Origin of the sequence: Actinomadura luzonensis (assembly GCF_022664455.2) — a bacterium.
Classification (GTDB): Bacteria; Actinomycetota; Actinomycetes; order Streptosporangiales; family Streptosporangiaceae; genus Nonomuraea; species Nonomuraea luzonensis.
The window spans coordinates 484,600-507,830 of the sequence record NZ_JAKRKC020000001.1 but is presented as its reverse complement, the minus strand read 5'-3'; the positions used below and the strand labels follow the sequence as shown (position 1 = coordinate 507,830).

Annotated in this window: 24 protein-coding genes; 8 read left to right on the top strand and 16 right to left on the bottom strand. The window is 73.8% G+C overall.

What is annotated here, in order from left to right; all coding sequences use genetic code 11:
* Positions 1-40: 40 nt before the first annotated feature.
* Positions 41-922: a carbohydrate ABC transporter permease gene (locus MF672_RS02445; RefSeq protein ID WP_242383627.1), complete on the top strand. Its 882-nt coding sequence runs from the start codon at positions 41-43 to the stop codon at positions 920-922.
* A complete protein-coding gene (locus MF672_RS02440) occupies positions 919-1,779 on the top strand; it encodes a carbohydrate ABC transporter permease (protein ID WP_242383628.1) in 861 nt (286 codons plus the stop codon). Before MF672_RS02445 ends, MF672_RS02440 begins: the two co-directional genes overlap by 4 nt.
* Here the strand turns inward: MF672_RS02440 and MF672_RS02435 are convergent.
* The 9 genes from MF672_RS02435 to MF672_RS02395 form a co-directional block, all read right to left on the bottom strand.
* The gene (locus MF672_RS02435; RefSeq protein WP_242383629.1) at positions 1,769-2,773 is read right to left on the bottom strand and encodes a 2-hydroxyacid dehydrogenase; all 1,005 of its coding nucleotides are present in this window, start codon (positions 2,771-2,773) and stop codon (positions 1,769-1,771) included. The genes MF672_RS02440 and MF672_RS02435 overlap by 11 nt on opposite strands.
* Positions 2,770-3,408: a histidine phosphatase family protein gene (locus tag MF672_RS02430; RefSeq protein WP_242383630.1), complete on the bottom strand. Its 639-nt coding sequence runs from the start codon at positions 3,406-3,408 to the stop codon at positions 2,770-2,772. Before MF672_RS02430 ends, MF672_RS02435 begins: the two co-directional genes overlap by 4 nt.
* The gene (locus tag MF672_RS02425; protein ID WP_242383631.1) at positions 3,405-4,877 is read right to left on the bottom strand and encodes an FGGY-family carbohydrate kinase; all 1,473 of its coding nucleotides are present in this window, start codon (positions 4,875-4,877) and stop codon (positions 3,405-3,407) included. The genes MF672_RS02430 and MF672_RS02425 overlap by 4 nt, the downstream gene beginning before the upstream one ends.
* Complete coding sequence (locus MF672_RS02420) at positions 4,874-6,349, bottom strand: FGGY-family carbohydrate kinase (RefSeq protein ID WP_247815144.1); 1,476 nt, start codon at positions 6,347-6,349, stop codon at positions 4,874-4,876. Before MF672_RS02420 ends, MF672_RS02425 begins: the two co-directional genes overlap by 4 nt.
* Positions 6,349-7,680, bottom strand: coding sequence for a sugar ABC transporter permease (locus tag MF672_RS02415; protein ID WP_242383750.1), 1,332 nt, complete (start codon positions 7,678-7,680; stop codon positions 6,349-6,351). The genes MF672_RS02420 and MF672_RS02415 overlap by 1 nt, the downstream gene beginning before the upstream one ends.
* Positions 7,677-8,438: an ATP-binding cassette domain-containing protein gene (locus tag MF672_RS02410; RefSeq protein ID WP_407654696.1), complete on the bottom strand. Its 762-nt coding sequence runs from the start codon at positions 8,436-8,438 to the stop codon at positions 7,677-7,679. The genes MF672_RS02415 and MF672_RS02410 overlap by 4 nt, the downstream gene beginning before the upstream one ends.
* Complete coding sequence (locus MF672_RS02405; protein ID WP_242383752.1) at positions 8,438-9,535, bottom strand: ABC transporter substrate-binding protein; 1,098 nt, start codon at positions 9,533-9,535, stop codon at positions 8,438-8,440. Before MF672_RS02405 ends, MF672_RS02410 begins: the two co-directional genes overlap by 1 nt.
* Before the next feature lie 152 nt (positions 9,536-9,687).
* The gene (locus MF672_RS02400) at positions 9,688-10,656 is read right to left on the bottom strand and encodes a sugar-binding transcriptional regulator (protein WP_242383753.1); all 969 of its coding nucleotides are present in this window, start codon (positions 10,654-10,656) and stop codon (positions 9,688-9,690) included.
* A gap of 67 nt (positions 10,657-10,723) precedes the next feature.
* On the bottom strand, positions 10,724-11,704 hold the full coding sequence (locus MF672_RS02395; RefSeq protein ID WP_242383754.1) for a DUF5937 family protein: 981 nt from the start codon (positions 11,702-11,704) through the stop codon (positions 10,724-10,726).
* Positions 11,705-11,763: 59 nt separating this feature from the next.
* On the opposite strand from MF672_RS02395, the gene MF672_RS02390 reads away from it, so the two are divergent.
* Positions 11,764-13,056, top strand: a complete 1,293-nt coding sequence (locus MF672_RS02390; protein WP_247815143.1) for an MFS transporter — start codon at positions 11,764-11,766, stop codon at positions 13,054-13,056.
* Between the two features lie 195 nt (positions 13,057-13,251).
* Here MF672_RS02390 and MF672_RS02385 read toward each other — a convergent pair whose 3' ends face one another.
* Positions 13,252-14,235, bottom strand: coding sequence for a LacI family DNA-binding transcriptional regulator (locus MF672_RS02385; protein ID WP_407654695.1), 984 nt, complete (start codon positions 14,233-14,235; stop codon positions 13,252-13,254).
* A gap of 68 nt (positions 14,236-14,303) precedes the next feature.
* On the opposite strand from MF672_RS02385, the gene MF672_RS02380 reads away from it, so the two are divergent.
* Together MF672_RS02380 and MF672_RS02375 are read left to right on the top strand one after the other, a co-directional pair.
* On the top strand, positions 14,304-15,476 hold the full coding sequence (locus tag MF672_RS02380; RefSeq protein WP_242376123.1) for a CynX/NimT family MFS transporter: 1,173 nt from the start codon (positions 14,304-14,306) through the stop codon (positions 15,474-15,476).
* A 16-nt stretch (positions 15,477-15,492) separates the two neighbouring features.
* Positions 15,493-16,161: a hypothetical protein gene (locus MF672_RS02375; protein ID WP_242376122.1), complete on the top strand. Its 669-nt coding sequence runs from the start codon at positions 15,493-15,495 to the stop codon at positions 16,159-16,161.
* Positions 16,162-16,175: 14 nt separating this feature from the next.
* Here MF672_RS02375 and MF672_RS02370 read toward each other — a convergent pair whose 3' ends face one another.
* Together MF672_RS02370 and MF672_RS02365 are read right to left on the bottom strand one after the other, a co-directional pair.
* The gene (locus MF672_RS02370; protein ID WP_242376121.1) at positions 16,176-16,721 is read right to left on the bottom strand and encodes a cysteine dioxygenase; all 546 of its coding nucleotides are present in this window, start codon (positions 16,719-16,721) and stop codon (positions 16,176-16,178) included.
* Entirely contained in the window at positions 16,718-17,617 is a 900-nt protein-coding gene (locus MF672_RS02365) for an amidohydrolase family protein (protein WP_242376120.1), read from the bottom strand. The genes MF672_RS02370 and MF672_RS02365 overlap by 4 nt, the downstream gene beginning before the upstream one ends.
* Before the next feature lie 221 nt (positions 17,618-17,838).
* Between MF672_RS02365 and MF672_RS02360 the strand changes: the two genes are divergently transcribed.
* Positions 17,839-18,831 carry a LacI family DNA-binding transcriptional regulator gene (locus MF672_RS02360; protein WP_242376119.1) on the top strand — a complete coding sequence of 331 codons (993 nt, stop codon included), beginning with the start codon at positions 17,839-17,841 and terminating at the stop codon, positions 18,829-18,831.
* Between the two features lie 37 nt (positions 18,832-18,868).
* On the opposite strand, the gene MF672_RS02355 is transcribed toward MF672_RS02360, so the two are convergent.
* Complete coding sequence (locus tag MF672_RS02355) at positions 18,869-20,245, bottom strand: aromatic amino acid ammonia-lyase (protein ID WP_242376118.1); 1,377 nt, start codon at positions 20,243-20,245, stop codon at positions 18,869-18,871.
* Between the two features lie 8 nt (positions 20,246-20,253).
* Positions 20,254-20,634 (bottom strand): phage holin family protein, encoded by a 381-nt coding sequence (locus tag MF672_RS02350; protein WP_242376117.1) that lies wholly within the window; start codon positions 20,632-20,634, stop codon positions 20,254-20,256.
* 136 nt (positions 20,635-20,770) lie between these two features.
* Here MF672_RS02350 and MF672_RS02345 point away from each other — a divergent pair, with 136 nt between their 5' ends.
* Positions 20,771-21,040, top strand: coding sequence for a hypothetical protein (locus MF672_RS02345; protein WP_242376116.1), 270 nt, complete (start codon positions 20,771-20,773; stop codon positions 21,038-21,040).
* Between the two features lie 28 nt (positions 21,041-21,068).
* Here MF672_RS02345 and MF672_RS02340 read toward each other — a convergent pair whose 3' ends face one another.
* Together MF672_RS02340 and MF672_RS02335 are read right to left on the bottom strand one after the other, a co-directional pair.
* Positions 21,069-21,845, bottom strand: a complete 777-nt coding sequence (locus tag MF672_RS02340) for an FAD:protein FMN transferase (protein ID WP_242376115.1) — start codon at positions 21,843-21,845, stop codon at positions 21,069-21,071.
* Positions 21,846-21,895: 50 nt separating this feature from the next.
* Positions 21,896-22,600: a ferredoxin reductase domain-containing protein gene (locus MF672_RS02335; RefSeq protein ID WP_242376114.1), complete on the bottom strand. Its 705-nt coding sequence runs from the start codon at positions 22,598-22,600 to the stop codon at positions 21,896-21,898.
* Positions 22,601-22,652: 52 nt separating this feature from the next.
* On the opposite strand from MF672_RS02335, the gene MF672_RS02330 reads away from it, so the two are divergent.
* The gene (locus tag MF672_RS02330) at positions 22,653-23,045 is read left to right on the top strand and encodes an OsmC family protein (protein WP_242376113.1); all 393 of its coding nucleotides are present in this window, start codon (positions 22,653-22,655) and stop codon (positions 23,043-23,045) included.
* Positions 23,046-23,231 lie beyond the last annotated feature (186 nt).

The following is a 23,231-nucleotide window of genomic DNA, read 5'->3' as shown; positions in this document are numbered from 1 at the left end:
GCGGCGGCCATGCGCCGCCGCGCCCCGGGAGGGAAGTAACGTGAGGCGGGCACGCGCGTGGCTGCCCGGGCTGCTCCTCGTCACCCCGTCGATCATCGCGATCGGCGTCTTCGTGTACGGCATGCTGGGCTGGAACTTCCAGCTCGCGATGACCGACAAGCACAACCAGGTGGCCGAGGGGCAGTTCGTCGGGCTGAAGAACTTCGTCGACATCTGGGACCAGCCGCGCTGGCACCTGTCGGTGAATCACACGATCATGTTCACGATCGTGTTCGTGCTGGGGGCGCTGCTGCTCGGCTGGCTGCTGGCGTTCCTCATGGAGAAGGGGATCAAGGGCGAGGGGACGTTCCGGGCGATCTACCTGTTCCCCATGGCGATCTCCTTCGTGGCCACCGGCATCGTGTGGCGGTGGCTGATGAACTCGGGGACGGGGGAGCGGGCCGTCGGGCTCAACCGGCTCCTCGGCTACCTCGGACTGCCGGAGTGGCAGTGGTTCCGCGACCAGGACTGGGGCATGGCGGCCATGGCGCTGCCCGCGATCTGGCAGATGTCCGGCTACATCATGGCGCTGTTCCTGGCCGGCTTCCGCGGCGTGCCGGAGGAGCTGCGCGAGGCGGCGCGGGTGGACGGCTGCACCGAGTGGCGGGTCTACCGGCACGTCGTGCTGCCCCTGCTGCGGCCGGTGCTGCTGTCGGCGCTGATCATCCTCGGGCACATCTCGCTCAAGGTCTTCGACCTGATCGTGGCGGTGTCCGGCAAGCAGATCATCACCGACGTGCCGGCGGTGTTCATGTGGGTGGCGGTGTTCGACTCCCACGACCCGGCCAAGGGGGCCACGATCGCGGCCTACATCGTGGTCAGCGTGGCGATCTTCGTCGTCCCGTACCTGATCTGGTCCGTGCGCAAGGAGAGGCAGTCATGACGGCGGTGGCCGGGCGGCGCGGGGCCGTGTCGCAGTGGACGCGGTTCGCCGTGCTGACGCTGTTCGTGGTGATCGTCCTCATCCCGATCTACGTGCTGCTGGTCACCAGCTTCAAGCCGCTCACCGAGGCCGATCCCGGCCAGGCCTGGAACCTGCCGCGCACGTGGACGGTCGAGGCCTGGCGGGTGGCGTGGGACAAGCTCGCCCCCGGGCTGTGGAACAGCGTGCTGCTGGCCGTGCCGGGCTCGCTGCTGTCGTGCGCGCTCGGCTCGATGAACGGCTACGTGCTGTCCAAATGGCGCTTCCCCGGGGCGGACGTGCTGTTCACGCTGTTCCTGTTCGGCATGTTCATCCCGTACCAGGGCGTGATGATCCCGCTGGTGCAGCTCCTGGTCCGGCTCAACGAGCTGACCGGGCTGGACGGCGTGTTCTACGGCGGCATCCCCGGCCTGGTGCTCGCCCACGTCGTCTACGGCATCCCGATCTGCACGCTGATCTTCCGCAACTACTACGTCACGATCCCCGACCAGCTCATCGAGGCCGCGCGGGTGGACGGGGCCGGGATGTTGCGGGCGTACTGGTCGGTGGTGCTGCCGGTGTCGGGGCCCGCGATCGCCGTGGTGATCATCTGGCAGTTCACCTCGCTCTGGAACGACTTCCTGTTCGCCGTCTTCCTCACCGGGCCGACGAGCTGGCCGACGACCGTGATGCTGAACAACATCGCCGGCGCGCAGGCCACCCCGTACAGCCAGCAGATGGCGGCGTCGATCCTGGCGTCGATCCCCACGATGGTGATCTACATCCTGCTCGGCCGGTTCTTCATGCGCGGCCTCATGGCGGGGGCGCTCAAGGGGTAGCGACGTGCTCGAGCGGTTCGCCGCGGACGTAGCGGGCCACGTCGGCCGCCACGATCGCGGCCGCCTTCATCGCCGTCTCCTTGCTCGCGCCGGCCAGGTGCGGGGTCATGACCAGGTTCGGCGCCGTGAGCAGGCGGGAGCCCGCGGGGATCGGCTCCTCGGGGAAGACGTCCGTCGCGGCGCCGAACAGGTGGCCCGACTCCAGCGCGTCGCACAGCGCGTCGTAGTCGAGCAGCGCGCCGCGGGCGCAGTTGACCAGCACCGAGCCGGGCGGCATGGCGGCGATCTCGGCCGCGCCGATCATGCCGGCCGTCTCCGGGGTGGCGCGGGCGTGCAGGGAGACGAAACGCGAGCGGCGCAGCAGCTCCGGCAGCTCCACCTTGCCGGGGACGTCCACGTACGGGTCGTGCACCAGCACCTCGGCGCCGAAGCCGGCGAGCATGCGCGCCACGCGGCGGCCGATCGCGCCGTAGCCGACCAGGCCGACGGTGCTGCCCTCCAGCTCCGGGCCGACGTTGTCGTAGGTGTAGTAGTCGCCGCGCCACACGCCCCCCGCCAGGTCGGCGTGGGTGCGCGGGATGCGGCGGGTGGCGGCCAGCAGCATGGCGAGCGTGTGCTCGGCGGTGGCCACGGCGTTGCGTCCCGGCGCGAACGTCACCGCCACGCCGGCCCGGGCCGCCGCCTCCAGGTTGGCGTTCACCGGGCCGCCCCGGCTGACGCAGAACAGCCGCAGGTCGGGGCAGGCGTCCAGGACGCGCTTGGTCAGCGGGGCCATCTGGGTGACGCAGACCTCGACGCCGCGCAGCGCCTCGATCAGCTCGTCCTCGACGTCCGAGGCCTCGTCCACCTCGCCCACGCGGCCGAACGGCACGACCGGCCACGGCAGCGTCAGCTCGCGGAAGTCCACCTCGCCGGGCACCTCGCGCCGCAGCGCTTCGATCAGCAGGCTGTTCTTCACGAAGTGATCGCCTGCGGCAAGGACTCGGATGGTCAACGAACGGCTCCAATCGGGGAGTTGTACTGCAGCAGCGCGGCCCGTCCGCCCTCGCGGAGGCGCAGCTCGGTCAGGGCGCAGTTGTCCAGGCGCGGGAACAGCCGCCGGTACTCGCCGAGCGGCACGCCGATCAGCCGGCACAGCGCCAGCCTGATCGCGGTGGTGTGCGCCACGACCAGCATCCGCCCGGCGGGGTCCCCGGCTGGGTCCCCTGCGATGTCCTCGGCGATGTCCCGCAGTGCCGCCACGAAGCGGTCGGCGGCGGCGGCCGGGTTCTCGCCGCCTGGCAGCGGGTGCGCGGCCGGGTCGGCCTCGAAGGCCGCGCGGGCCTCGGGGAAACGGGCCCGCATCTCCGCCGAGGTCAGGCCCTCGCCCTGGCCGAAGTCCAGCTCGCGCAGGCGCGGGTCGGTACGCAGCGCGCAGCCGGCCCGGCCGGCGGCGGCCGTCGCGGTGATCACGGCGCGGCTGAGCGTGGACGCCCAGACGGCGGTCAGGCCCGCCCCGGCCGCCCAGCCGGCGAGCTCGGCCGCCTGCTCGTGGCCGCGCGGGGTCAGCTCGACGTCGCTGACGCCGGCATAACGGTTCTCGGCGTGCCAGACGGTCTCGCCGTGGCGGACGAGCACGAGGTCGGTCATCGGGCGGTCCTCTCGCGGGCGTGCGCGGCGACGGCCGGGTCGAGCCAGCCGCGCCGTTCCATTTCGGCGACGAAGCGCAGGTACGGCTCCCGCGGACCGGGACCGGACGGGTCGACGACGGCCCTGGTCCTGATCATCCGGGCCGGGTCGCCGCCCGCCAGGACGGCCATGCCGAGCGCCGGCTGGGCGTTCTCGCGCAGCGTCACCGGCCGGCCGAGGACGTCGGCGCGCAGCCGGGTCCAGTACTCGCTCCTGGTGGCCCCGCCGGTCAGGATGATCTCGCCGTCCACGGGCGCGCCGAGCTGGTCCAGGTAGTCGAAGCACAGTCGTTCCACGTACGCCGCGCCGAGCAGGATCGCCGCGTAGCGCTCGACGTCGTCGGCGGGCTCGCCGAGCGTGAACGCCTCGGCGGCGGGCGCGTCGAACGGGAAGCGCTCCCCGCGCGAGACCAGCGGATAGGTGACGGCCGGCGGCAGCGGCGCCGACCCGGGCCCGCCCTGCCCGCCCGCCCGTCCCATGCCCGGCCGCCGCCCGTAGCGGGCCTGCGCCCGCGTGCCGAGCAGGTCGAGGTCGGCTCCCGGCAGCTCGCGGGACAGCACGCCCGCGCCCGTGCTGGACGCGCCGCCCGGCAGCCAGGAGCCGTCCGGCGCGCGGTGCGAGTAGACGACGCCGAGCGGGTCGTGGATCAGCTCCTCGGTCACGCCCTTCAGCACCAGCGTCGTGCCGAGCACCGAGTTCCAGCTCCCGGCCCGGGTCGCGCCCGCGCCGAGCTGCGCGGCGCAGCCGTCGGTGGTGCCGGCGACCACCGGCGTGCCGGCCGGGATGCCGGTCTCGGCGGCGGCCGTCGCGCAGACCGTCCCGAGCCGCGCGCCGGGGCGCACCACCTCGGGCAGGACGCCTTCGGGCAGCAGCCCCAGCACCTCCTCCGGCCAGCGCTCGGCGATGAGGTCGACGCCGGTCTTGAGCGCGTTGCCGAGGTCGGTGGCGACCTCGCGGCCGACCAGCCGCCGGTTGACGAAGTCGCTCTGGTGGGCGGCCCGCGCACCCGGCGGGGCGTCCCGGAGGAGCCACAGCAGCTTCGGCAGCGCCCAGTTGGGCTGCATGCGCCGGTAGCCCAGGCGCTCCCACACGGCGGCGCCCGCCTCGTTGGCGCGTTCGGCGGAGGCGCGGCGGTCGTCGTACATGAGGGCGGGGGTGAGCGGGCGGCCGTGCCGGTCGGTGAGCAGGATCGTGCCCGAGGTGGCGGCCACCGCGACGCCCCGCACCCGGGCCGGTTCCACGCCGCGCAGCGCCTCGCGGGTGGCGGCGGCCAGCTCGCGCCACCACTGCTCGGGGTCCTGCTCGTGGCGGGGCCCGTCGCGGTGGCTGGTCAGGGGGCGGGCGGCGGTGCCGGCGACCTCGCCGTCCTCGTCCACGGCCAGCGCGCGCACGCTCTGGGTGCCGAGGTCGATGCCGATCCACACGCTCATGCCCGGCCCCGCATCCCGGCCAGCAGCGGCCAGGTGCCCGCGGTGCTCCCGCGCAACGTCATGAAGTCCTCGAACAGTCCGTCGTAGAAGGCGCGGCGGGCCGGGTCCGGCTCCACCGCGTCGCGCAGCCGCACGTGCTCGGAGGCCGCGGCGGCGATCGACGGCGCCGCGCCCGTGGCGGCGAGCCCGGCCACGTACGCGCCGCGCGCCCCCACCTCGGCGTCGGCCGGCCGTCGCACCGGCAGCCCGGTGACGTCGGCGATCAGCCCGAGCCAGGTCGCGCTGGCCGACCCGCCGCCGCACACCCGCAGCTCGCCCGGGCTCGCCCCGGTGGCCGCCAGGCAGTCGCGGATCACCAGCGTCAGCCCTTCGAGCGCGGCGCGCGCGACCTGCTCGCGGCCGTGCTCGAACGACAGGCCGAGCAGCGCGCCCCGCGCCAGCGGGTCGGAGAACGGCGCCCGCTCCCCGGCCGGCGACAGGTACGGCAGGAACGCCAGCCCGCCCGCGCCCGGCGCGCTCCGCCCGGCCAGCTCGCCCAGCTCGTCAGGGGCGGCCAGGCCCAGCAGGCGGCACGTCCACTGCACCACCTCGGTGCCGGCGAACGTCGGGAAGGCCCGCAGGTAGCCGCCGGGCATCGCGATCGTGATGCCGGTCGGCGGGCCGTCCAGGGCGGGCTCGCCGGTGACGACCTCGGTGCACAGGGTGGTGCCGAGGATGGCGCACGCCTGCCCGGCCGTCACCGCGCCCGCGCCGAGCGCCGTCGTCACGATGTCGTACGGAGCCATCACGACCGGGACGCCGGCCGGCAGGCCCAGGGCCTCGGCGGCGCGCGGCGTCAGCCCGGCGACCGGGCAGGAGCGCACCGGCGGCAGCAGCCGCTCGGCCCACTCGGCGCCGAACAGGCGCAGCAGCTCGGGGGAGTAGGCCCGGGCCCGCAGGTCCATGAAGGGCGCGGAGGCGTCGGACTCCTCGGCGGCGAGCTCGCCGGTCAGCCGGGCGTAGATCCAGCCGCCGCAGGTCAGCATCGCGGCCGAGCGGTCGAGCCGGCCGGGGTCGTGCGCCCGCAGCCAGGACAGGATCGCGTGCGGCAGCCCGGAGGCCGCCGACGAGCCGTTGACCGCGAACGCCTCGGCGGCCAGGCCGTCGCGGGTCCAGGCGTCCACGACGGCGGCGGCGCGGGCGTCGTTCCAGAGGATGGCGGGGCCGGTCGGCTCGCCGGCGGCGTCCACCAGCCAGCAGCCGTCGCCCTGGGCGGTCACCGCCACCAGCTCGACGGGGCCGGCGCCCGCCGCGACCTCGCGCACGGTGGCCGCGACCGCGTCCCAGACCGCGTCCATGTCCTGCTCGGCGTGGCCGGGGGCGGGCCTGGACACCGCGGTGCCGCGGCGGGCCAGCGCCGACTCCGCGCCGGCGGCGTCGTAGGCGACCGCCTTGATGACCGTGGTGCCGGCGTCCACGCAGATGATCGTCATCAGGCCCTGCCGTGGGAGGTCCTGGACCGCCGCGACACGGAGTCCACGATCACCGCGAGCAGCAGCACGATCCCGGTGACCACGAACCTGATGGAGGAGTCCAGGTTGAGCAGGGTCAGGCCGCTGGAGATCGACTGGATGACGATGATGCCGAGCAGCGCGCCGAACGCGGTGCCGCGCCCGCCGAACAGGCTGGTGCCGCCGATGACCGCCGCCGCGATGGCGTTGAGGTTGACGTCGCCGCCGCCGCTGCTCTGGTTGGCGGCGGCGAGGCGGGCCGCGGCCAGGATGCCGCCGGCCGCCGCGAACGTCGAGCACAACACGAACACCGAGGTGTAGACGGCCTTGACGTTGATGCCGGCCCGCCGCGCGGCCTCGACGTTGCCGCCCACCGCGTACACCGACCTGCCCCACTTCGTCCGCGACAGCAGGTAGTGCATGATCAGCACGAGCGCCACGAAGAAGACGAACATCCAGCCCACGCCGCGCGTGCGCCCGAGGTACCACACCACGAACGCCAGCACCGCGAGCAGCGCGAGGCTCCGCATCGCCAGCACCGGCACGCCGCGCGCCGACAGCCCGGCCCGCGCCCGCTCCCTGGCGTGCAGCCAGCCGCTCGCGAACAGCCACACCGCGGCGACCACCGCGAACGTGTACGACAACCAGGCCGGCACGAAGGCGAGCTGCGCGAAGTTCACCAGACCCGAGTCGAACGGCAGGTTGATCGAGCCCTTGGTGCCCAGCACGTAGAGCTGGAGCCCGAGGAACGCCAGCAGGCCGGCCAGCGTGATCACGAAGCTCGGCACGCCGAACCGGTTGAACAGCTGCCCGTACACCCAGCCGATCACCCCGCCCATCACGACCGCCGCCGCGACGGCGAGCCAGACCGGCAGGCCCTGGCCCACGAACAACACCGCGAGCACCGCGCCCGACAGGCCGCTCACCGACCCCACGGACAGGTCGATCTGGCCCACCAGCAGCACGCACACGACGCCGAGCGCGATGACGCCGACGGCGGCGGACTCCAGCGTGAGGTTCACCAGGTTGGCGCTGGACAGGAAGACCGGGTTGAGGATCTGCAGCACCGTCCAGATGACGACGAGGCCGGCCACGACGGGGATGACGCCGAGGTCGCCGCCCCGGGCCCGCTCGACCACGTCGGCCAGCGCCCCCCGCAGCCCCTCGCGTCGCCGCAGCCGCTCGTCCAGCTTGTCGATGTCCGTGGCCGCGCTTCGCGCGGCGGGCTCGGTCGCCATGTGCCGCCCCCTTCCTCCGCTGTGGTCGCTCCGCTCCCGCCGCTCCTCCAGGGGGCGGCGCTCCCTCGCGCTCACGGCGTCCTCCCCCTCTGCGCGCGCTGGGACACCGCGTTGTCGGTGGCGCCGGTGATCGCGGCGATGATGTCCTCGGTGGAGACCTCGTCCACGGCGAACGTGCCGTTGTTGCGGCCGAGGCGCAGCACCGCCACGACGTCGGCGACCGCCTTCACGTCGGCCATGTTGTGACTGATCATGATGACGCCGAGGCCGTTCTCCCGCAGCCGCTCGACCAGGTTGAGCACCTCGGCGGTCTGCGCCACGCCGAGCGCGGCGGTGGGCTCGTCGAGGATGATCACCTTGGGGTCGCCGAGCAGCGAACGGGCGATCGCCACGGTCTGCCGCTGGCCGCCGGACAACGCCGCCACCGGCACCCGCACGCTCGGGATCTTGGCCGAGAGCTGGCGCAGCAGCTCCCACGAGCGGGTCTCCATGGCGACGTCGTCGAGCCGCAGCGGGCGGATCTCCTGGCCGAGGAAGAGGTTCTGGATGACGTTCAGGTTCTCGCACAGCGCGAGGTCCTGGAAGACGGTGGCGATGCCGAGCCGGTGCGCGGCGGCCGGGGTCGGGATCACGACCTCCCGGCCTTCGAAGGTGATCGTGCCCGCGTCCTGCGGGTGCACCCCGGACAAGATCTTGACCAGCGTCGACTTGCCCGCGCCGTTGTCCCCGACGACGGCGACGACCTGGCTCGCGGCCACGTCGAGGTCGATGTCCGTGAGCGCGGCCACCGCCCCGAAGGTCTTGCTGACGCCACGGAGGGAGAGCACGTTCATCACTTGATACCGAGTTCCTCGCAGCCCTTGGCGTACTCGCCGGTGCAGATGTCGGCGGCCTTCATGATGCCGCTGTCGAACAGCACCTCCTTGATGTTCTCCCTGGTCACGACCGTGGGGACGAACAGCTCGGAGGGCGTGTCGTAGAGCGTGGTCTTGCCGGCGGGCTTCTTGCCCTGCATGAAGTCCCAGGCCACGTTGGCCGACGCCTCGGCGACGATCTTGATGGGCTTGGAGATCGTGTTGTACTGGTCGCCGGCGATGATGCGCTGCGCGGCGGCGTTCTCGGCGTCGTTGCCGGTGACCGGCGGCACCTTCACGCCCGCGGCCTTGAACGCGGCGATCGAGCCGCCGCCGGTGCCGTCGTTGGCCGCGACCACGCCCGCGATCTGGTCCTTGAACTGGGTGATCTGGCCGCTGACCCAGGTCTGGGCCTTCTCCGGCTGCCAGTCCGGGGTGTCGTACTCGGCCAGCAGCTTGAAGCCGCTGGAGTCGACGGCGCTGTGGATGCCCTTCTTGATCAGCCCGGCGGCCGCGTCCGTCGGCGAGCCGTTGACCTGGAGGATGCCGCCCTTGGCGGAGTCCTTCTTCAGGTGGTCCACCAGCGACTGCGCGATCAGCTGGCCGATCTTCTCGTTGTCGAACGAGATGTAGTAGTCGGCGGGCTTGGCCGGGATCGGCCGGTCGTAGGCGATGACCGGGACCTGCTGCGACTGGGCCGTCTGCACGATGGTGGCCGCGGCGGCGGAGTCGACCGGGTCGATCACGATGGCCTTGACGCCCTGGGCGAGCGCCGAGTTGGCCTGTTGCTGCTGCTTGGCGGCGTCGGAGTCGGCGTTCTGGTAGATGACCTCGCAGCTCGGGCACAGCTGCTTCATCCGGGCCTCGAACAGGGGCTTGTCCTGCAGCTCGTAACGGGTGGAGGCGAGGTCGGGCATGAGGAAGGCGACCTTGGCGCCCTGCAGGTCGCCCGTGGCGCCTCCGCCGCCGGAGCCGGCGTCCGTGCCCGTGCCTGAGCCCGAGCCGCTGCCCGAGCCGCACGCGGCCAGCATTGAACCCGCGAGCACTGCCGCTGCGGCGAACGCGAAAGTCCGCATATGACGCTCCTTAGGGAGTTTCTGAAAGCTCGCTGCCCCCGAAAACGGACAAGCCCCTCACAACAGGGCACGTCCTGTGGTGCGGCTCACGTTAGCGCGCAGTCAGAAACTTTGTCCAGCACAGATGTTCACGGCTTGTACGGAGGTCGTCCTCAGAGCTGGTGCGCGGCCGCCACCAGGCCCTCGGCGGTGGGGGTGTCGGTGACCAGCTCGTTGAAGTAGCCGCCCTTGGCCCCCGCCACGATGGACAGCACCTTCTCCGCGCCCACGGCGACCGCGATCACGGACGGGATGCGGCGCAGCTCCTCCGGCTTGGCGGCCACCAGCCGCTCGCTGCCGGGATAGGTGACCGGGGCGCCGTCGCGGTCGTAGACCCGCATGCACACGTCGCCCACGGCCCGGCGCAGGCTCTCGGCGTCGCGCGGCATGAGCGAGGGCACCATCTGCCGCATCAGCGGCGCCGAGCCCACGCCGACCAGGGCGCACTTGGCCTGCGCCCACAGGTCCATGACCCGGCGCACGGACGGCTCGTGCTGCAGCGAGTAGAACAGCTCGGGGCCGGGCAGCGCCGGGGCGTAGAGGTAGGCGGGCACGCCGCCGACGCGCTCGGCCAGGATGCGGGTGGTCTCGTTGGTCTGGAACCAGGGCTGCGGCTCCTCCTGGCCGCCGACCGCGGGGGCGATCGTGACGCCGGGGAACTGGCCCAGTCCCTCGCGGGCGCACTCGTACACGGTGGTGCCGGACGAGACCAGCACCACGTCACCCGACTCCAGCCCCACGCCGGCCAGGGCCCGGGCCACCCCCGGCGCCAGCCACGGGCCGAGGGCCGGGCCGCTGGCCTTGGGCACCAGGTGGACCCGCCGCAGGTCGAGCGCCTGCGCCACCTCGCCGGCCAGCGGGCCGTCGGCGAGCGTGGCCGGCCGGTGCACCCTGATCTCGACGATGCCCTGCCGCCGCGCCTCGGTGAGCAGCCGGCTGACCGTCGCCCGGGAGACGCCGAGCCGCCCCGCGATGTCGCCCTGGGTGGCGTCCTCCATGTAGTACTGCTGCGCCGCCGCGTACATCAGCTCCTGCGGGAACCTGGCCTGCTGCGCGTCGGGGGCGACGTCGGCGGCATTCATGCGCGCGCTCCTTAGCTGAACAGATTTGCAGAACTGATGCGCAACGACTATACCTTCGCGTCACAGGCTAGCCGTTGATCAGCGCGTCGCCGAGGGGCGTCCTGGTGTAGAGGACGCCGCGCCCGACCCGGGTGCCGGTGATCAGGCCGGTGCGGCGCAGAGCCGCGATGTGCCCGCCGGTCGTGCCGACGCTCTGGCCCAGCAGGGCGGCGAGCTGCGTGGTCGTGGCCGGCTCGGCCAGCTCGGCGAGGATGCGCGCGCGGCTGCGGCCGATCAGCAGCGACAGGCCGGCGTCCGGCCGGGGCGGGGCCGCCGCCAGGCCGCGGGCCGGATAGAGCAGCGCGTACGGCCACGGCTCGTCCAGATAGGTCGCGATCGCCGCGACGAACACCGACGGCACGAACAGCAGCCCCCTGCCGCCGGGGCGGGCCGAGCGGTCCAGGCCGGAGAGCATCCGCACCTCGATGTGGCCGCCGGAGCGCCAGCGGACCCGCGGGCTGAGGTCCGCCAGCGCCGCCTCCCAGCCGTAGGCGGCCAGCCGGCCCGCCCGGTGCGCGACGTCCCGCTGCAGGACCGCGTGGAAGCGCGGCCAGTCGCCGGCCAGGATCTCCGTCCACAACGCCTCGTACGCCGCCGCGAACAGCTCCACCACCTCCGGGCCGAGCAGCAGGTCCCTGACCCAGCCGGCGACCGGCGGGCGCTGGGCCAGCGCGCGCTCGATCTCGGCGTGCGCCTGCGCGAGCGGCGTCGCGCGCACGGCGGCCAGCTCGTCGGCGAAGGCCACGTCCACGGCGGTCGGGGGCGGGGCGATGAAGTCGACGTTGCCCGCCCCCATGTTGCCGCTCACCGCGGCGCCCGCCCGCAGGACCGGGTGGCGCCGCGCCAGCCTCTCGTACGTGGCGTGGTGGCGGGCCACCCACGCGTCGAGCGGGCCCGCCGGGAGCCGCCCGGACAGCCGCCACTGGGCGTGCATGGTCTCGATCAGCGGCGAGATCGCGAACCTGCTGGCCATGAGGTCCTGCGGGGTGACCTCGATACGTACCGGCACCTTTCGGTTATATCCGAAGAAGTCGCGCTGCTGGGCGCGCGTTCCGCAGCATCGGTCGGGTGAAGGGCGCGACGTTCGGCGAGGTGTTCGCCGTCAGGGAGTTCCGGGTGCTGTTCGGCAGCTTCGTGCTGCTCATCGCCGGGGACGTGATCAAGATGCTGGCGCTGTCCGTGCTGGTGTACGCCAGGACCGGGTCCGCCGGGCTGTCGGCGGCGGCGTACATGGCGGGCTGGCTGCCGTTCATCGTGGGCGGGCTGCTGCTGCTGTCACTGGCCGACCGGGTGGCGCCGCGGGCGCTGATGATCGCCGGTGAGCTGGTGCGGGCGGTGACCTGCCTGGTGCTCGCGTACGCGGGGCTGCCGGTGTGGGCGCTGCTCGCGGTCGTGCTGGCCGCCGGGCTGTTCTCGCCGGTGTTCCTGGCGGCGCGGGCGGCGATGCTGCCCGAGGTGCTGCCCGGGGACGCGTTCGTGCTCGGGCGGTCGGTGCTCAACGTGGCCTCGGCGAGCGCGCAGATCGTGGGGCTGGCGGCCGGGGGCGCGTTCCTGGCCTTCGCCGGGCCGTCGGGGGCGCTGGCCGTCACGGCGGCGTTGTCGGCGGTGGCGGCGGTGGTGCTGCGCGTGGGCCTGCCCTACCGGCCCGCCCGGGTCGCGGCGGACGGCGGCGGGCGCGCTTCGAGTGCGGCGGGCGGCGGCGGCGAGTCCGGGCGGCCCGGCGGGCGCCGGGGCGGCGGGTGGGGCGGGGCCGTGCGGGAGACGTTGCGGGTCAACCGGCGGCTGGTCCGGGACCGGCGGGTGCGGGGGCTGCTGCTCGCCGGCTGGCTGCCCTGCGTGTGCCTGGCCGGGGCCGAGGCCATGGTCGTGCCCTACCTCGGCGGCCAGGGACGGGCCGGAGTGGTGCTGGCGGCGGCCGCGGGCGGGATGGCGGTGGGGGAGTTCGTCGTGGGCCGGTTCGCGCGGCCGGAGCTGCGCGAGCGGCTGTCGCTGCCGCTGGCGGCGCTGCTCGGGGTGCCCTGGATCGGCTTCGCGCTCGCGCCCGGCATCGGCTGGGCCGCGGTCCTGGCGGGGCTGGGCGCGGCCGGGCTGGCGTACCAGCTCGGGTTGCAGCGGCGGTTCGTGGACGCGGTGCCCGAGGAGGTGCGCGGGCAGGCGTTCGGGCTGCAGTCGGCGGGGCTGATGACGGGGCAGGCGGTGGGCGCGGCGCTCATCGGCGCGCTCGGCGAGGCCCTGGGGCCGGGGGCCGCGATCGCGGTCGCGGGGGGCGGGGGCGTCCTGGTGGCGCTGGCGCTGGCCGGCGTCCTGCGCCCGCCCCCCGCGCCCACCCCGCACCCGCAACCCGCCCACCCCCACCCCTGACCCCCGCCGCCCTTCGGCCCTCTTGACCGGTCCCACTCCTCTGCGCCTGTCGGTCGTGTGTGCGAGCGCCACCCCTTCGCGGCCCGCCGGTCCTTTGACCGGTCGCCGCGCCCCTTCGCTCCCTGACCGACCTCCCCCCGCTGACGGGTCGACTCCCACCCCTTCGCCGGGCCGGGTGCCGCAGTCGCAGGGGTGTCAGGGTGGGAGTTCGCCCGAGCCGCGCGCGACGAGCCGCACCGGGAGCTGGATGTGCTCGGGCGGCCCGACGTCCCCCCGCAGCCGCCGGAACAGCAGCTCGGCCGCCACCCGCCCCATCCACGCCGGGTCCTGCACCACGACCGTCACTCCCGGCCGCAGCAGGTCCGCCAGCTCGAAGTCGTCGAAGCCGACCAGCGCGACCGGCCGTTGACCGGCCAGTGCCCGCAGGGCGGCCACCGTGCACCTCCCGTTGCCGGTGAAGAGCGCGGTGGGCGGCCGGTCCAGGGCGAACATGCGCTCCAGGTCGGCCCGCATCGTCTCCGGCGCGGGCGGGCGCATCGCGACCAGGCGCGCGTCGTACAGGCCGCCGAGCGCGTCGCGGTAGCCGCGGTGCCGTTCGGCGGCGGTGAAGATGCCGGGGGCGTCGCCGAGGAAGGCGATGCGGTGGTGGCCGTGCTCCAGCAGGTGGCGTACGGCCTGCCCGGCCCCGCCCGCGTTGTCGGCGAGCACGGTGTCGGCGGCGAGCCCCGCCCCGGGCGGCCGGTCGGCGAAGGCGACCTTGGTGCCCGCCTCCAGCTCCGGCCGCAGGTAGGTGTGGTCGTCCCCGGCCGGGACGATGATGAGCCCGTCCACCCGCCGCGCGCAGAACGTCTCGACCAGCTCCCTCTCGCGCCCCGGCTCCTCCCCTGAGGAGCCGCTGAGCAGCAGGCAGTCGTGGGCGATCACGACCTCCTCGACGGCCCGGCTCAGGCCCGCGTAGAACGGGTCGGCGACGTCCTCGATGACCAGACCGATCGTGGCCGTCCTGCCTCTGCGCAGCACCCGCGCGCTCTCGTTGCGGCTGTAGCCCAGCCGGTCGATGGCCGCGCGGACGCGCTCGGCGGTCGCCGGGTGCACGCCCGGCTCGCCGTTGACGACGCGCGAGACGGTCTTCAGCGCCACGCCCGCCGCCGTGGCGACGTCCTTCATCGTCGGTCTCACGCCAGGATCATGTCTCACGGGACGGGGGTAGACAACGTTGTCACCGGTATGTGCCAGAGTGGTGCCCCATGTCCTTGCGATCAGCGGTGCTCATGGCCGGGTTCGTCCTGACCGCGCTCAACCTGCGCCCGGCCATCGCCGGTGTCTCCCCTCTCCTCGACGAGATCATGGACGACGTGGGCCTGTCGCCCGCGGGCGGCGGCGCGATCACCACGGTCATGGTCGTCTGCCTGGGCGTGTTCGGCGCGGTCGCGCCCCTGCTGGCGCGGCGCATCGGGCTCGACCGCACGCTGCTCGCCGGGCTGCTCGTCATCGCCTGCGGGGTGGCGCTCCGCGGCCTCGACGGCGCGCCCGTGCTCTACCTCGGCTCGGCCCTGGCCGCCACCGCGATCGCCGTCATGAACGTCTCCATGCCGGGCGTCGTCAAGCAGCACTTCCCGTCCCGCATCAACGTGATGACCGGCGTCTACGTCTCCGCCGTGGTGGCCGGCGCGGCCGCCGCCTCGGCCGCGGTGGTCCCGCTCGAGCGCCTGACCGGGTTCGGCTGGCGCGGGGTGACGGCGCTGCTGGCCGTGCCCGCCCTGCTCGCGGCGCTGCTCTGGCTGCCGCAGGCGCTCAGCAGGCGGAGCGGCCCGCAGGGCGGCCCGCGGCCCTTCGGCGTCGTCCTGCGCAGCCGCGTCACCTGGTACGTCACCGCCCTGATGGGCCTGCAGTCGCTCACCTTCTACGTCGTCCTGGCCTGGCTGCCGACGATCCTCATGGAGCGGGGCCTGCCCGCCGACCAGGCCGGCTACCTGCTCAGCCTGACGAACCTGGTCCAGGTTGCCGCCTCGCTCGCGATCCCCGTGCTGGCCGGGCGGCGGGCCTCGCAGGTGCCGTACGTGGTGGGTGCGGGCGTGCTGACCGTGCTCGGCTACCTCGGCGTGCTGCTGGCCCCGACCACCGTCCCCTGGTTGTGGATGGTGGTGCTCGGCATCGGGCAGGGCGCGTCGTTCGCGCTGGCGCTGCTCATCATCGCGCTGCGCCCGGCGGACCCTGCGGCGGTGACGGCGCTGTCGGCCGTGGCCCAGTCCGTCGGGTACGTGATCGCGGCGCTCGGCCCGCTGCTCTTCGGCTATCTGCGCGAGCTGTCCGGCGGCTGGACGGTGCCGCTGGTGGTGATCCTGGGCGTGCTGGTGGCGCAGCTCGTGGCCGGCTGGCTCGCCGGCCGCCCTGCTACCTTGGGTGCGGCCGGCCGATGAGGAAGGGGTTCGGGGCGTGCTGAGCGAGACGCTGCGCCGCATGGCCGACGGGCGCGGCGGCGTCATCGGCGTCGAGCCGGAGCTCGTCATCGAGCCCGACGCGACCTGGACGCCGGTCGCGGAGCTGACGCGGGAGCCGTACACGCTGCTGGACGAGCTGATCGACGAGACGGCCCGGCGCTGGAACGCCCCCCGGCACGTCGGCGCGGCGCTGTTCTGGAAGACCTTCGGCTACTGGCACACGCTGCCCATGGCGCTCGGCTGGGCGCTGGACGGGCGGGTGCCGGTCATGCGGCTCGCCGAGACCTGGTTCAAGCCGTCCGGCGCCGGGGTGACGATCGCCGCCACGAGCGTCACCTGGGCCGGCGGCGCGGAGGCCATCACCGGGCCGCAGGCCATCGCCGGGGCGCTGGCGGAGACGCAGCGGCCGATCGTCGCCGCGATCAGCGCCCGGGCCAAGGTGGGCGAGCGCACGCTGTGGGGCTCGACGGCGGAGGCGTTCGCCCATCCGCTGACCACCGTCGTGCCCGGCGACTACATGGAGCTGCTCAGGCAGGTGGGGCAGCCGGTGGACGGCCTGGTCGAGCCGGGCGGCGACGGCTACTTCCGCAGGACCTGCTGCCTGTGGATCACGCTCCCCGACGTGGAGCCCTGCGGAAGCTGCTGCGTCCTGCGTCCCCGCTGACGTGCGCGCCCCGATCAGGCGACGTTGACGTCGTCGAGCGGCCGCAGCTCGTCGGCGTAGCTCACCGACACGCGGCGCATCACGCCGGTGCCGTCGATCGAGTACTGCCCGAGCCGCCACAGGGGCGGCGAGTAGGCGTGGATGGACACGCTGCGGTCCACCGCGCCGGTCAGCCGGTGGATGTGGTCCGGCCCGAACGAGAACGACTGCCCCTCGGGCACCACCGTCTCCAGGTGCTCGCCGCCGATGCGCGGGTTGCACTCCCGCAGCGCGCCCTGCACCACGTGCACCGCGCCCGAGGAGATGTCGTGGTCGTGCCAGCCGGTGTCGTCCTCCGGACGCCAGCACAGGACCCACACGTCCACGTACGCGTCGCGGTGCAGCGAGGCGTAGTGCCGGCCGCCGTCGTCGGGGAAGTCCACCAGCTCCCGCCACTCCTCGGGGCTGGCGGCCAGCCGGTCCACCAGGTCACGCAGCTCGCGCCGGTCGAGCGTGCGCTCGGGGAGGGCGTCACAGGCCCCGCCGGCCTGCTGGATCGGGTCGGTGGCGGTGGTGCTCACGTAAGTGTCTCCTTCCTGGTAACGGGAACGGGCGCCCCTGTCCGTGCTGGGGTCAGGAGGCGGCGGGGGTTGGTGACGCGGATGGCGTGGGCCGCGGCGGCGCCGAGGCCGGGGTCGGGGGCGGTGGCGTAGGGGGCGTCGGAGCCGTTGACGACGACGTCGATGCCGAGCTCCCGGACGACCGCGTCGATCGCCCGCGGCCCGTAGGAGGAGGTCTCGACGAAGGTGTTGGGGTCGACCAGGCCCCGGCCGGCGCCGCCCCTCGCCATCAGCCGTTCGGAGTGCAGCGGCGCCAGGCCCGCGAGCGCCGCGAAGCACACGCGCAGCCGCGGGTGCCGGGGCCGGACGACGGCTTGGAAGTGGTGCCACGCCTCGTGCAACTGCTGCACGTACGGCACCACAGCGGGCCACCACGCCGGCGCCCCGGCCGGGACGCGCGCCGGGCCGGGATGCACGAACAGCGGCAGGTCGCGGCCGGTCAGCACCTCCAGCAGCCGGTCGTCGGGCGCGGCCGTGGCCGGGATCTGCAGCCCGGCGCAGCCGCGGTCGAGGTCGGCGGCCAGCAGGTCCGGGTCCGGCTCGCTGTGGCAGGTGGCCGCCCACACCCCGAACGGCTCGCCGAGCGCCAGCGCGCCCTCGTGGTAGGCGTCGAGCAGCGGGCGGCACTCCTCGGGCGGCAGGAACTCGATGCCGAGCGGGCTCGACAGCGACACCAGCGCCAGGTCCAGGCCGGTGGTGTCGCGGCGTTCGTGGTCGGCCGGGTTCACCTCGTACGGCGGCTCGCCGTCGAGGAGCAGGGTCCAGCCGTCGAGGCGGGGCGGGGCGGTGCGCGCCCGCAGCGCCTCGACGAACGCGCTCGTCCACAGGTGCTGGTGCACGTCCACGCCGCCGCTCACGATCACTCCTTCCCCTATTTCCTACTAGTATTACATGCAAACACCCTACACTGCGGAATCGAACCTGTGAAACGCTTCAGTGATACGGTTCAGTGAACCGCTTCACCTCGCGGCTGTCAACGCCGTCGCGCCGCCCGCCCGGCCCGCGCGCAAGCCCGGTGTATCCGGCTGGTCGTCCTACGTCACCGGTTTCTGTCGGTGGCAGGCAATAGGCTGGCGTAATGCCTCGCAAGAGAGCCACGATCCGTGAAGTGGCCCAGGCCACCGGCCTGTCGCCGGCGGCCGTCTCCTACGCGCTGCGCGGCCTGCAGGTGTCGGAGGAGACGATGGAGCGCGTCCGCGCCGCCGCGGCCGAGCTGGGCTACGAGGCCGACCCCATCGCCAGGGCCCTGGCCAGCGGGCGCACCGGCATGATCGGCCTGCTCTGCGGCTCGCTCGAAGACCTGTGGCAGCAGTCGCTGGCCGTCGGCATCAGCAGAGGGCTGCGGGAGAAGGACCGCTACGCCCTGATCCTCGACGCGGTCGGCGACCCGGCCCGCGAGCGGGCCCTCGCCCAGCAGCTCCGCGACCAGCGGGTCGACGGCATGATCGTCCAGCCGCTCGACCCGTCGGCCGCGTTCTGGAAGGAGCTGTGCGCGTCGCTGCCCGTGGTCGCGATCGGCGACTCGCTGCCGGGCACGGCGGGCGAGGTCATCTTCGACAACCGGCGCGGCGTCACCCTCGCCCTGGAGCACCTGCGCGCCCTCGGCCACCGCCGCATCGCCGTCCTCACCCCCACCCGCGCCAGCACCCCCGACCGGCCCGCCGACGTCCACGTCACCGCCGAGGCCGACCGCCTGGGGCTGGACATCGAGGTCACCACCGCGCCCCACGGGCTGGCCGCCGCCACCGCGTCCGCCCGCGACCTCCTGCTCGCCCGCAGGCCCAGCGCCGTCTTCTGCTTCGCCGACTCCATCGCCTACGGGGTGTACGCGGCGGCGCAGGAGCTGGGGCTGTCGATCCCGGGCGACGTGTCGGTCATGGGCTACGACGACCACCCGATGTCGGGGCTGCTGACGCCGGGGCTGACCACCGTCGACTGGGACATCGACGGCATCGTGCGGGCGGCCGTCCGGCTCGTCGCGGCCGCCGCCGACGGGCCGGTGCGCCGCCGCCGCGTCACCCAGTCCCCGACCCTCCGCGAACGAGGTTCCGTCGCCCGCCACCCCTCCTGACCCACCCACCCCGGAGTCACCCGGGCGGGGCCGGGGGTCAGGCGGGGTGGGTGAGGGCTCGGCGGGAAGTGGCGAGGTCGGTGGTCAGGGGCCGGTCCGGGGGTGAGGGGTGGAGGGCGCGAGTGGCGGCGGCGTGCTCGCAGGCCAGGACGATCTCCAGCGGTTCGAGGCAGCGCAGGGCGTGCCGGGCGGCCTGGGCGGCGAAGGAGGCGTGGTCCTCGACGCCGAGAGAGATGACCGCCGTGCCCGTCGTGACCGGGTTCGCGAGGTGCCGCAGCTCGGCGAGGGCGTCCTGCGCGACGTACTCCAGGATCAGGACGCCGGACGCGCCCGGGCGGTCGGCGAGGAAGCGGTGGCGGCCGGTGTAGGCCGGGTCCATAAGGGTGGCCAGGCGGGCGGTGGCGAGCTGGGCCGTGTGGGCGACGGCGGCGCGCAGGGCGTCCAGGGCCAGGGCGATCGGGGCGGCGTGGAAGTTGCCGTTGTGCCAGGCCAGGGAGCCGGCGAAGAGCGGGTTCTCGGTGGCGGCGTTCAGGTCGGTCTCGACGGCGGCGGTCGCGCGGTCGAGGGCGTCCACGGCGGCCCCGTGCACCTGGGCGAAGGCGCGGAAGCCGTACGGGTCCTGGAGGCGGGCGGCCTGCTCGCGGGCGAGAAGCCCGCGCAGCCGGGCGGCGACGGCGGCCTGCCCGGCGTGCGGGCGGGCCTCCTGCACGGCGGCGGCCAGCGGCTCGGCGGAGGCCCCCACGGCGGTGAACGACAGGGCGGCGACGCCGATCGCGGCTTCGAGCAGGCCGCGGAGGCGGTGGCAGGCGAGGGCGGCGTCGGCCAGGGTGGCGGCCCCCGAGCTGATGAACGGCAACGCGTCCCCGGAGGCGAGCGCGAACCGCGGCTCGGCGGGCGCCCCTTCGGCCACGTCCCCTGGGTGAGGGCCGGCCGCGGCGCCGGAGGGGGAGTGGTGCCAGGGGAGTTCGCCGAGGAGGCACAGGGCCGTGGTGGCGAGGGCCGGCAGGTCGCCGGTGCCGATGGCCCCGTACGTCCCGATCGGCGGCGTGAAGCCGTGGTTGACGGCGTCCGCCAGCACCGGCAGGACGGCGGGGTCGATGCCCGAGCCGCCCGCCACGAGCTGGTTGAGCCGGACCGCGAGCATCGCCCGCGCCCGGGCCGGCTCGACCGGCGGCCCGGCCGTGACGGCGTGGCTGCGCAGCAGGTCGAGCCCCGGTTCCTGCACCGGTACGTCCTTGTTGGCCCCCGCCCCCGTGCTGCGCCCGTACACCGGGGTGGTCAGCTCGCGGGCGGTGACCCACGCGGCCCGGGCCCGGTCCGCCGGGCCGAGCTCGACGCGGGCCAGGCCGTGGGCGACGTCGCTGACCTGCGCGCAGGTCAGCCCGGCGCCGTCGAGCAGCACCACCTTCGGCATGCGCGGGGTCAGTCGCCGTCGGGGAGGATCAGGCCCAGCACCCAGCTCACGACGCTCACGATGATCGCGCCCCAGAACGCCGCCGGGTAGAAGTTGTCCACGTGGAAGGGGATGTCGAGCTGGCCGGAGATCCAGCTCGTCAGCAGGAGCATGGCCGCGTTGATCACCAGCAGGAACAGCCCCAGGGTCAGGACGATGATCGCGCAGCCCAGCGCCTTCACGATGGGCTTGACGATCGCGTTCACGATGCCGAAGATCAGCGCCACCAGCAGCAGGACGCCCCAGTACTTGGCGGAGTTGGTGGAGGCGTTGACGTCGATGCCGGGCACGAACTGGATGGCCACCCAGAGGGCCACCGCCGCCGCGACGGTTCTGATGATGAATCTCACGCTGGTTGATCCTCCCACTTGTGATCGCCGCCGCGATAGGGTCGTAAGTCATTAGGTGCCCGGCCGTCACTCTTCGTAGTCACCGGTTATCGCCGCCCTTGCGAGGGGAAGAGGCGTGCGGGGAAGAAGGAGTGAGATGGACGCGAACGGGCTCGAGTCTCTGCCGGCACACGAGTTGCACGAGCGCGCGGTGCGTTACGCCGTGCGCCATGGCGATCTCGGTTTCCTGTGGGAACTGCTGAAGGTCATCCCGGCCGCGGAGGCCGCCGCCGGGCACGAGACGGACGCCGATCTCACCAAGGTGTCGGCGCTGCTGGCCGACGCGATCGCCGCGGGCGAGGGCGAGCTGGGCGAGGCGCTGCGCCCGGTGTACCTCGACTACCTGCGCAAACACCCCGACGCCTGACCCCGCGCCCCCGGCCCCGGCACCGCGCTCAGCCGGCGAGGCGGGACTCGGCGCCGCCGTGGGCCGCGAAGCCCGGCGTGGTGAACTCCTGGCCGTCGCGGCCCACGATCAGGCTCTCGTACGGCCCCTTCGCCGCGAGCTCGGCGGCGAAGCGGCGGCCGAGGGCCGGGCCCATCGCGTACAGGGCCGTGGCGTAGGCGTCGGCCACGCCGAGGTCGGGGCCGAGCACCGTGACGAAGCCGACCCCTTCCTGCGCCACGCCGGTGCGCGGGTCGAGCACGGGGGCGCCGCCCGAGGTGGCGATGCCGAGGTCGTGGGCGAAGACGACCTTGCGGACGACGTCGCGGCGCGGGTCGCGGACGCCGACGCGCCAGCGCTCGCCGGGGGCGGCCGAGCCGCGCACGCGGACGTCGTGGCCGGCCGTGATGCGGTGGTCGCCGGCCCCCGCGTTGGACAGGGCGCGCGACAGCCGCTCCAGCGCCCAGCCCTTGATGTAGCCGGAGGGGTCGATGACCCCCTTGATGCGGGCCTCGAACCAGCCGTCGGTGGCCGCGCTCAGCTCGTCGCAGCGGTGCAGGACCTCGATGAGCTCGGGGACCTGCCGGATGGTGCGCCCCTCGTTGAGCCGGGCGATCTGGCTGTCGACGTTGCCGGGGTCGAAGGTGTCGGCCACCCAACGCAGCCAGGCGAACGCGTCGTCCAGCAGGGGCGTCAGCTCGCGGGCCGGCAGGGCCGTGCGGATGTCCACGCTCACCGGCAGGCCGGAGATCAGCTCGACGCGGGCGGTTCCGGGGAAAGTCGTCACCTTGCCTCCTTGTCCGCGAACCACCGTTGCACGCGGGACGTATGGTGGGGCTAAACGTTTTGCCCTGATTTGAAATAGATCTGTGACCTCGGCACGGCCAGCCGCGACAACGCGCCGCGCACGTACCGCTGGAAACGCCGCGGACCGGCCACCACCACGGCCCGCTCGGCGATGTCGGGGATCTCGCGGCTCAGCCCGGAGGCGCTGACGCGCTCCTTGGCCCGCGGGTCGTGCTCGCCGCCCTCGACCAGGATGAGCCGGTGCCGGGCCGCCAGCTCGCGCAGCTCGTCGGTGACCCGGTCGGTGCGGTAGATCGTCACCGTGTCGTCGCCGGCGGCGGCCAGCCGGGCCCGCAGCGCGGCCTCGCCCAGGCCGTCGGCGATCAGCAGGGTGCCCTTGGTGGAGCGGGGGAGCGAGTGGCTCCAGACCGCCAGCGCCGCGGCCAGCACGTACAGCAGCAGCGAACCGACCCGGCTGAGGCCGGTGACGTACGCGGGCGAGCTGAACTGATGGGCCACCAGCAGCGCGCCGGCCAGGTAGGAGGCCAGCCGCAGCCGTTGCCTGGCCTCCTCGGTGCGGAGGCGTCCGGCGGCCTGCACGGTGAGCAGGCCGAGCGCCACGAGCAGCGCGGCGGCGACGTACGCGGTGGGCCGCCAGGGATAACCGAACCCCGGCTGGATCGCGCCGAACTCGGCTACCGCGACACCGCACCAGAACAGAACGGGACCGTGATGAGCATGCGCCTCGCTTGCCATGCCATCAACGATCCTGAACGAACATGAAAGCTTTCTGAGTAGGGTCTGAAACATGGCTAACGTGCGTGTCGAACGGACTGAGGACGGCGGATTCCGGGCCACCAACGCCCGCGGGGCGGAGGTGCGGATCGGCGGCGGCGCGGACGAGGGCGTGTTCACGCCGGTGGAGCTGCTGCTGGCCGCCGTGGGCGGCTGCAACATCGTGACGGTCGAGCCGCTCACCGCCAAGCGCGGCCACCGGCTGGTCCGGCTGGCGATGACGGTGGAGGCGGAGAAGGCCGAGCCCAACAAGCTCGGCCCGGTGACGGTCACCTACGACGTCGAGCTGCCGTCGGAGGCGGCCGACGAGGTGTTCCGGGCGGTGGCCGGGCGGGTGCACGAGAAGTACTGCACGGTGAGCAGGTCGTTGCAGGAGGGTACGGAGGTTCGGCTGGAGCTGCCCTAGTCGGGAACTTCCGTAGTCGGATTAAACAGATATTCGACCCCGTTATGACGCGACCGTTGCATTCGTCTCGGTAGCGTTATAGCAGGTCAGGAGCACAGCACTGGCACCTGACCGAACGACCTTCACCGAAGCGGACGCGGAGGGGGACCGCGAGCCGCCAGTGCGGGACCGCCGGCGTTTTTGGGG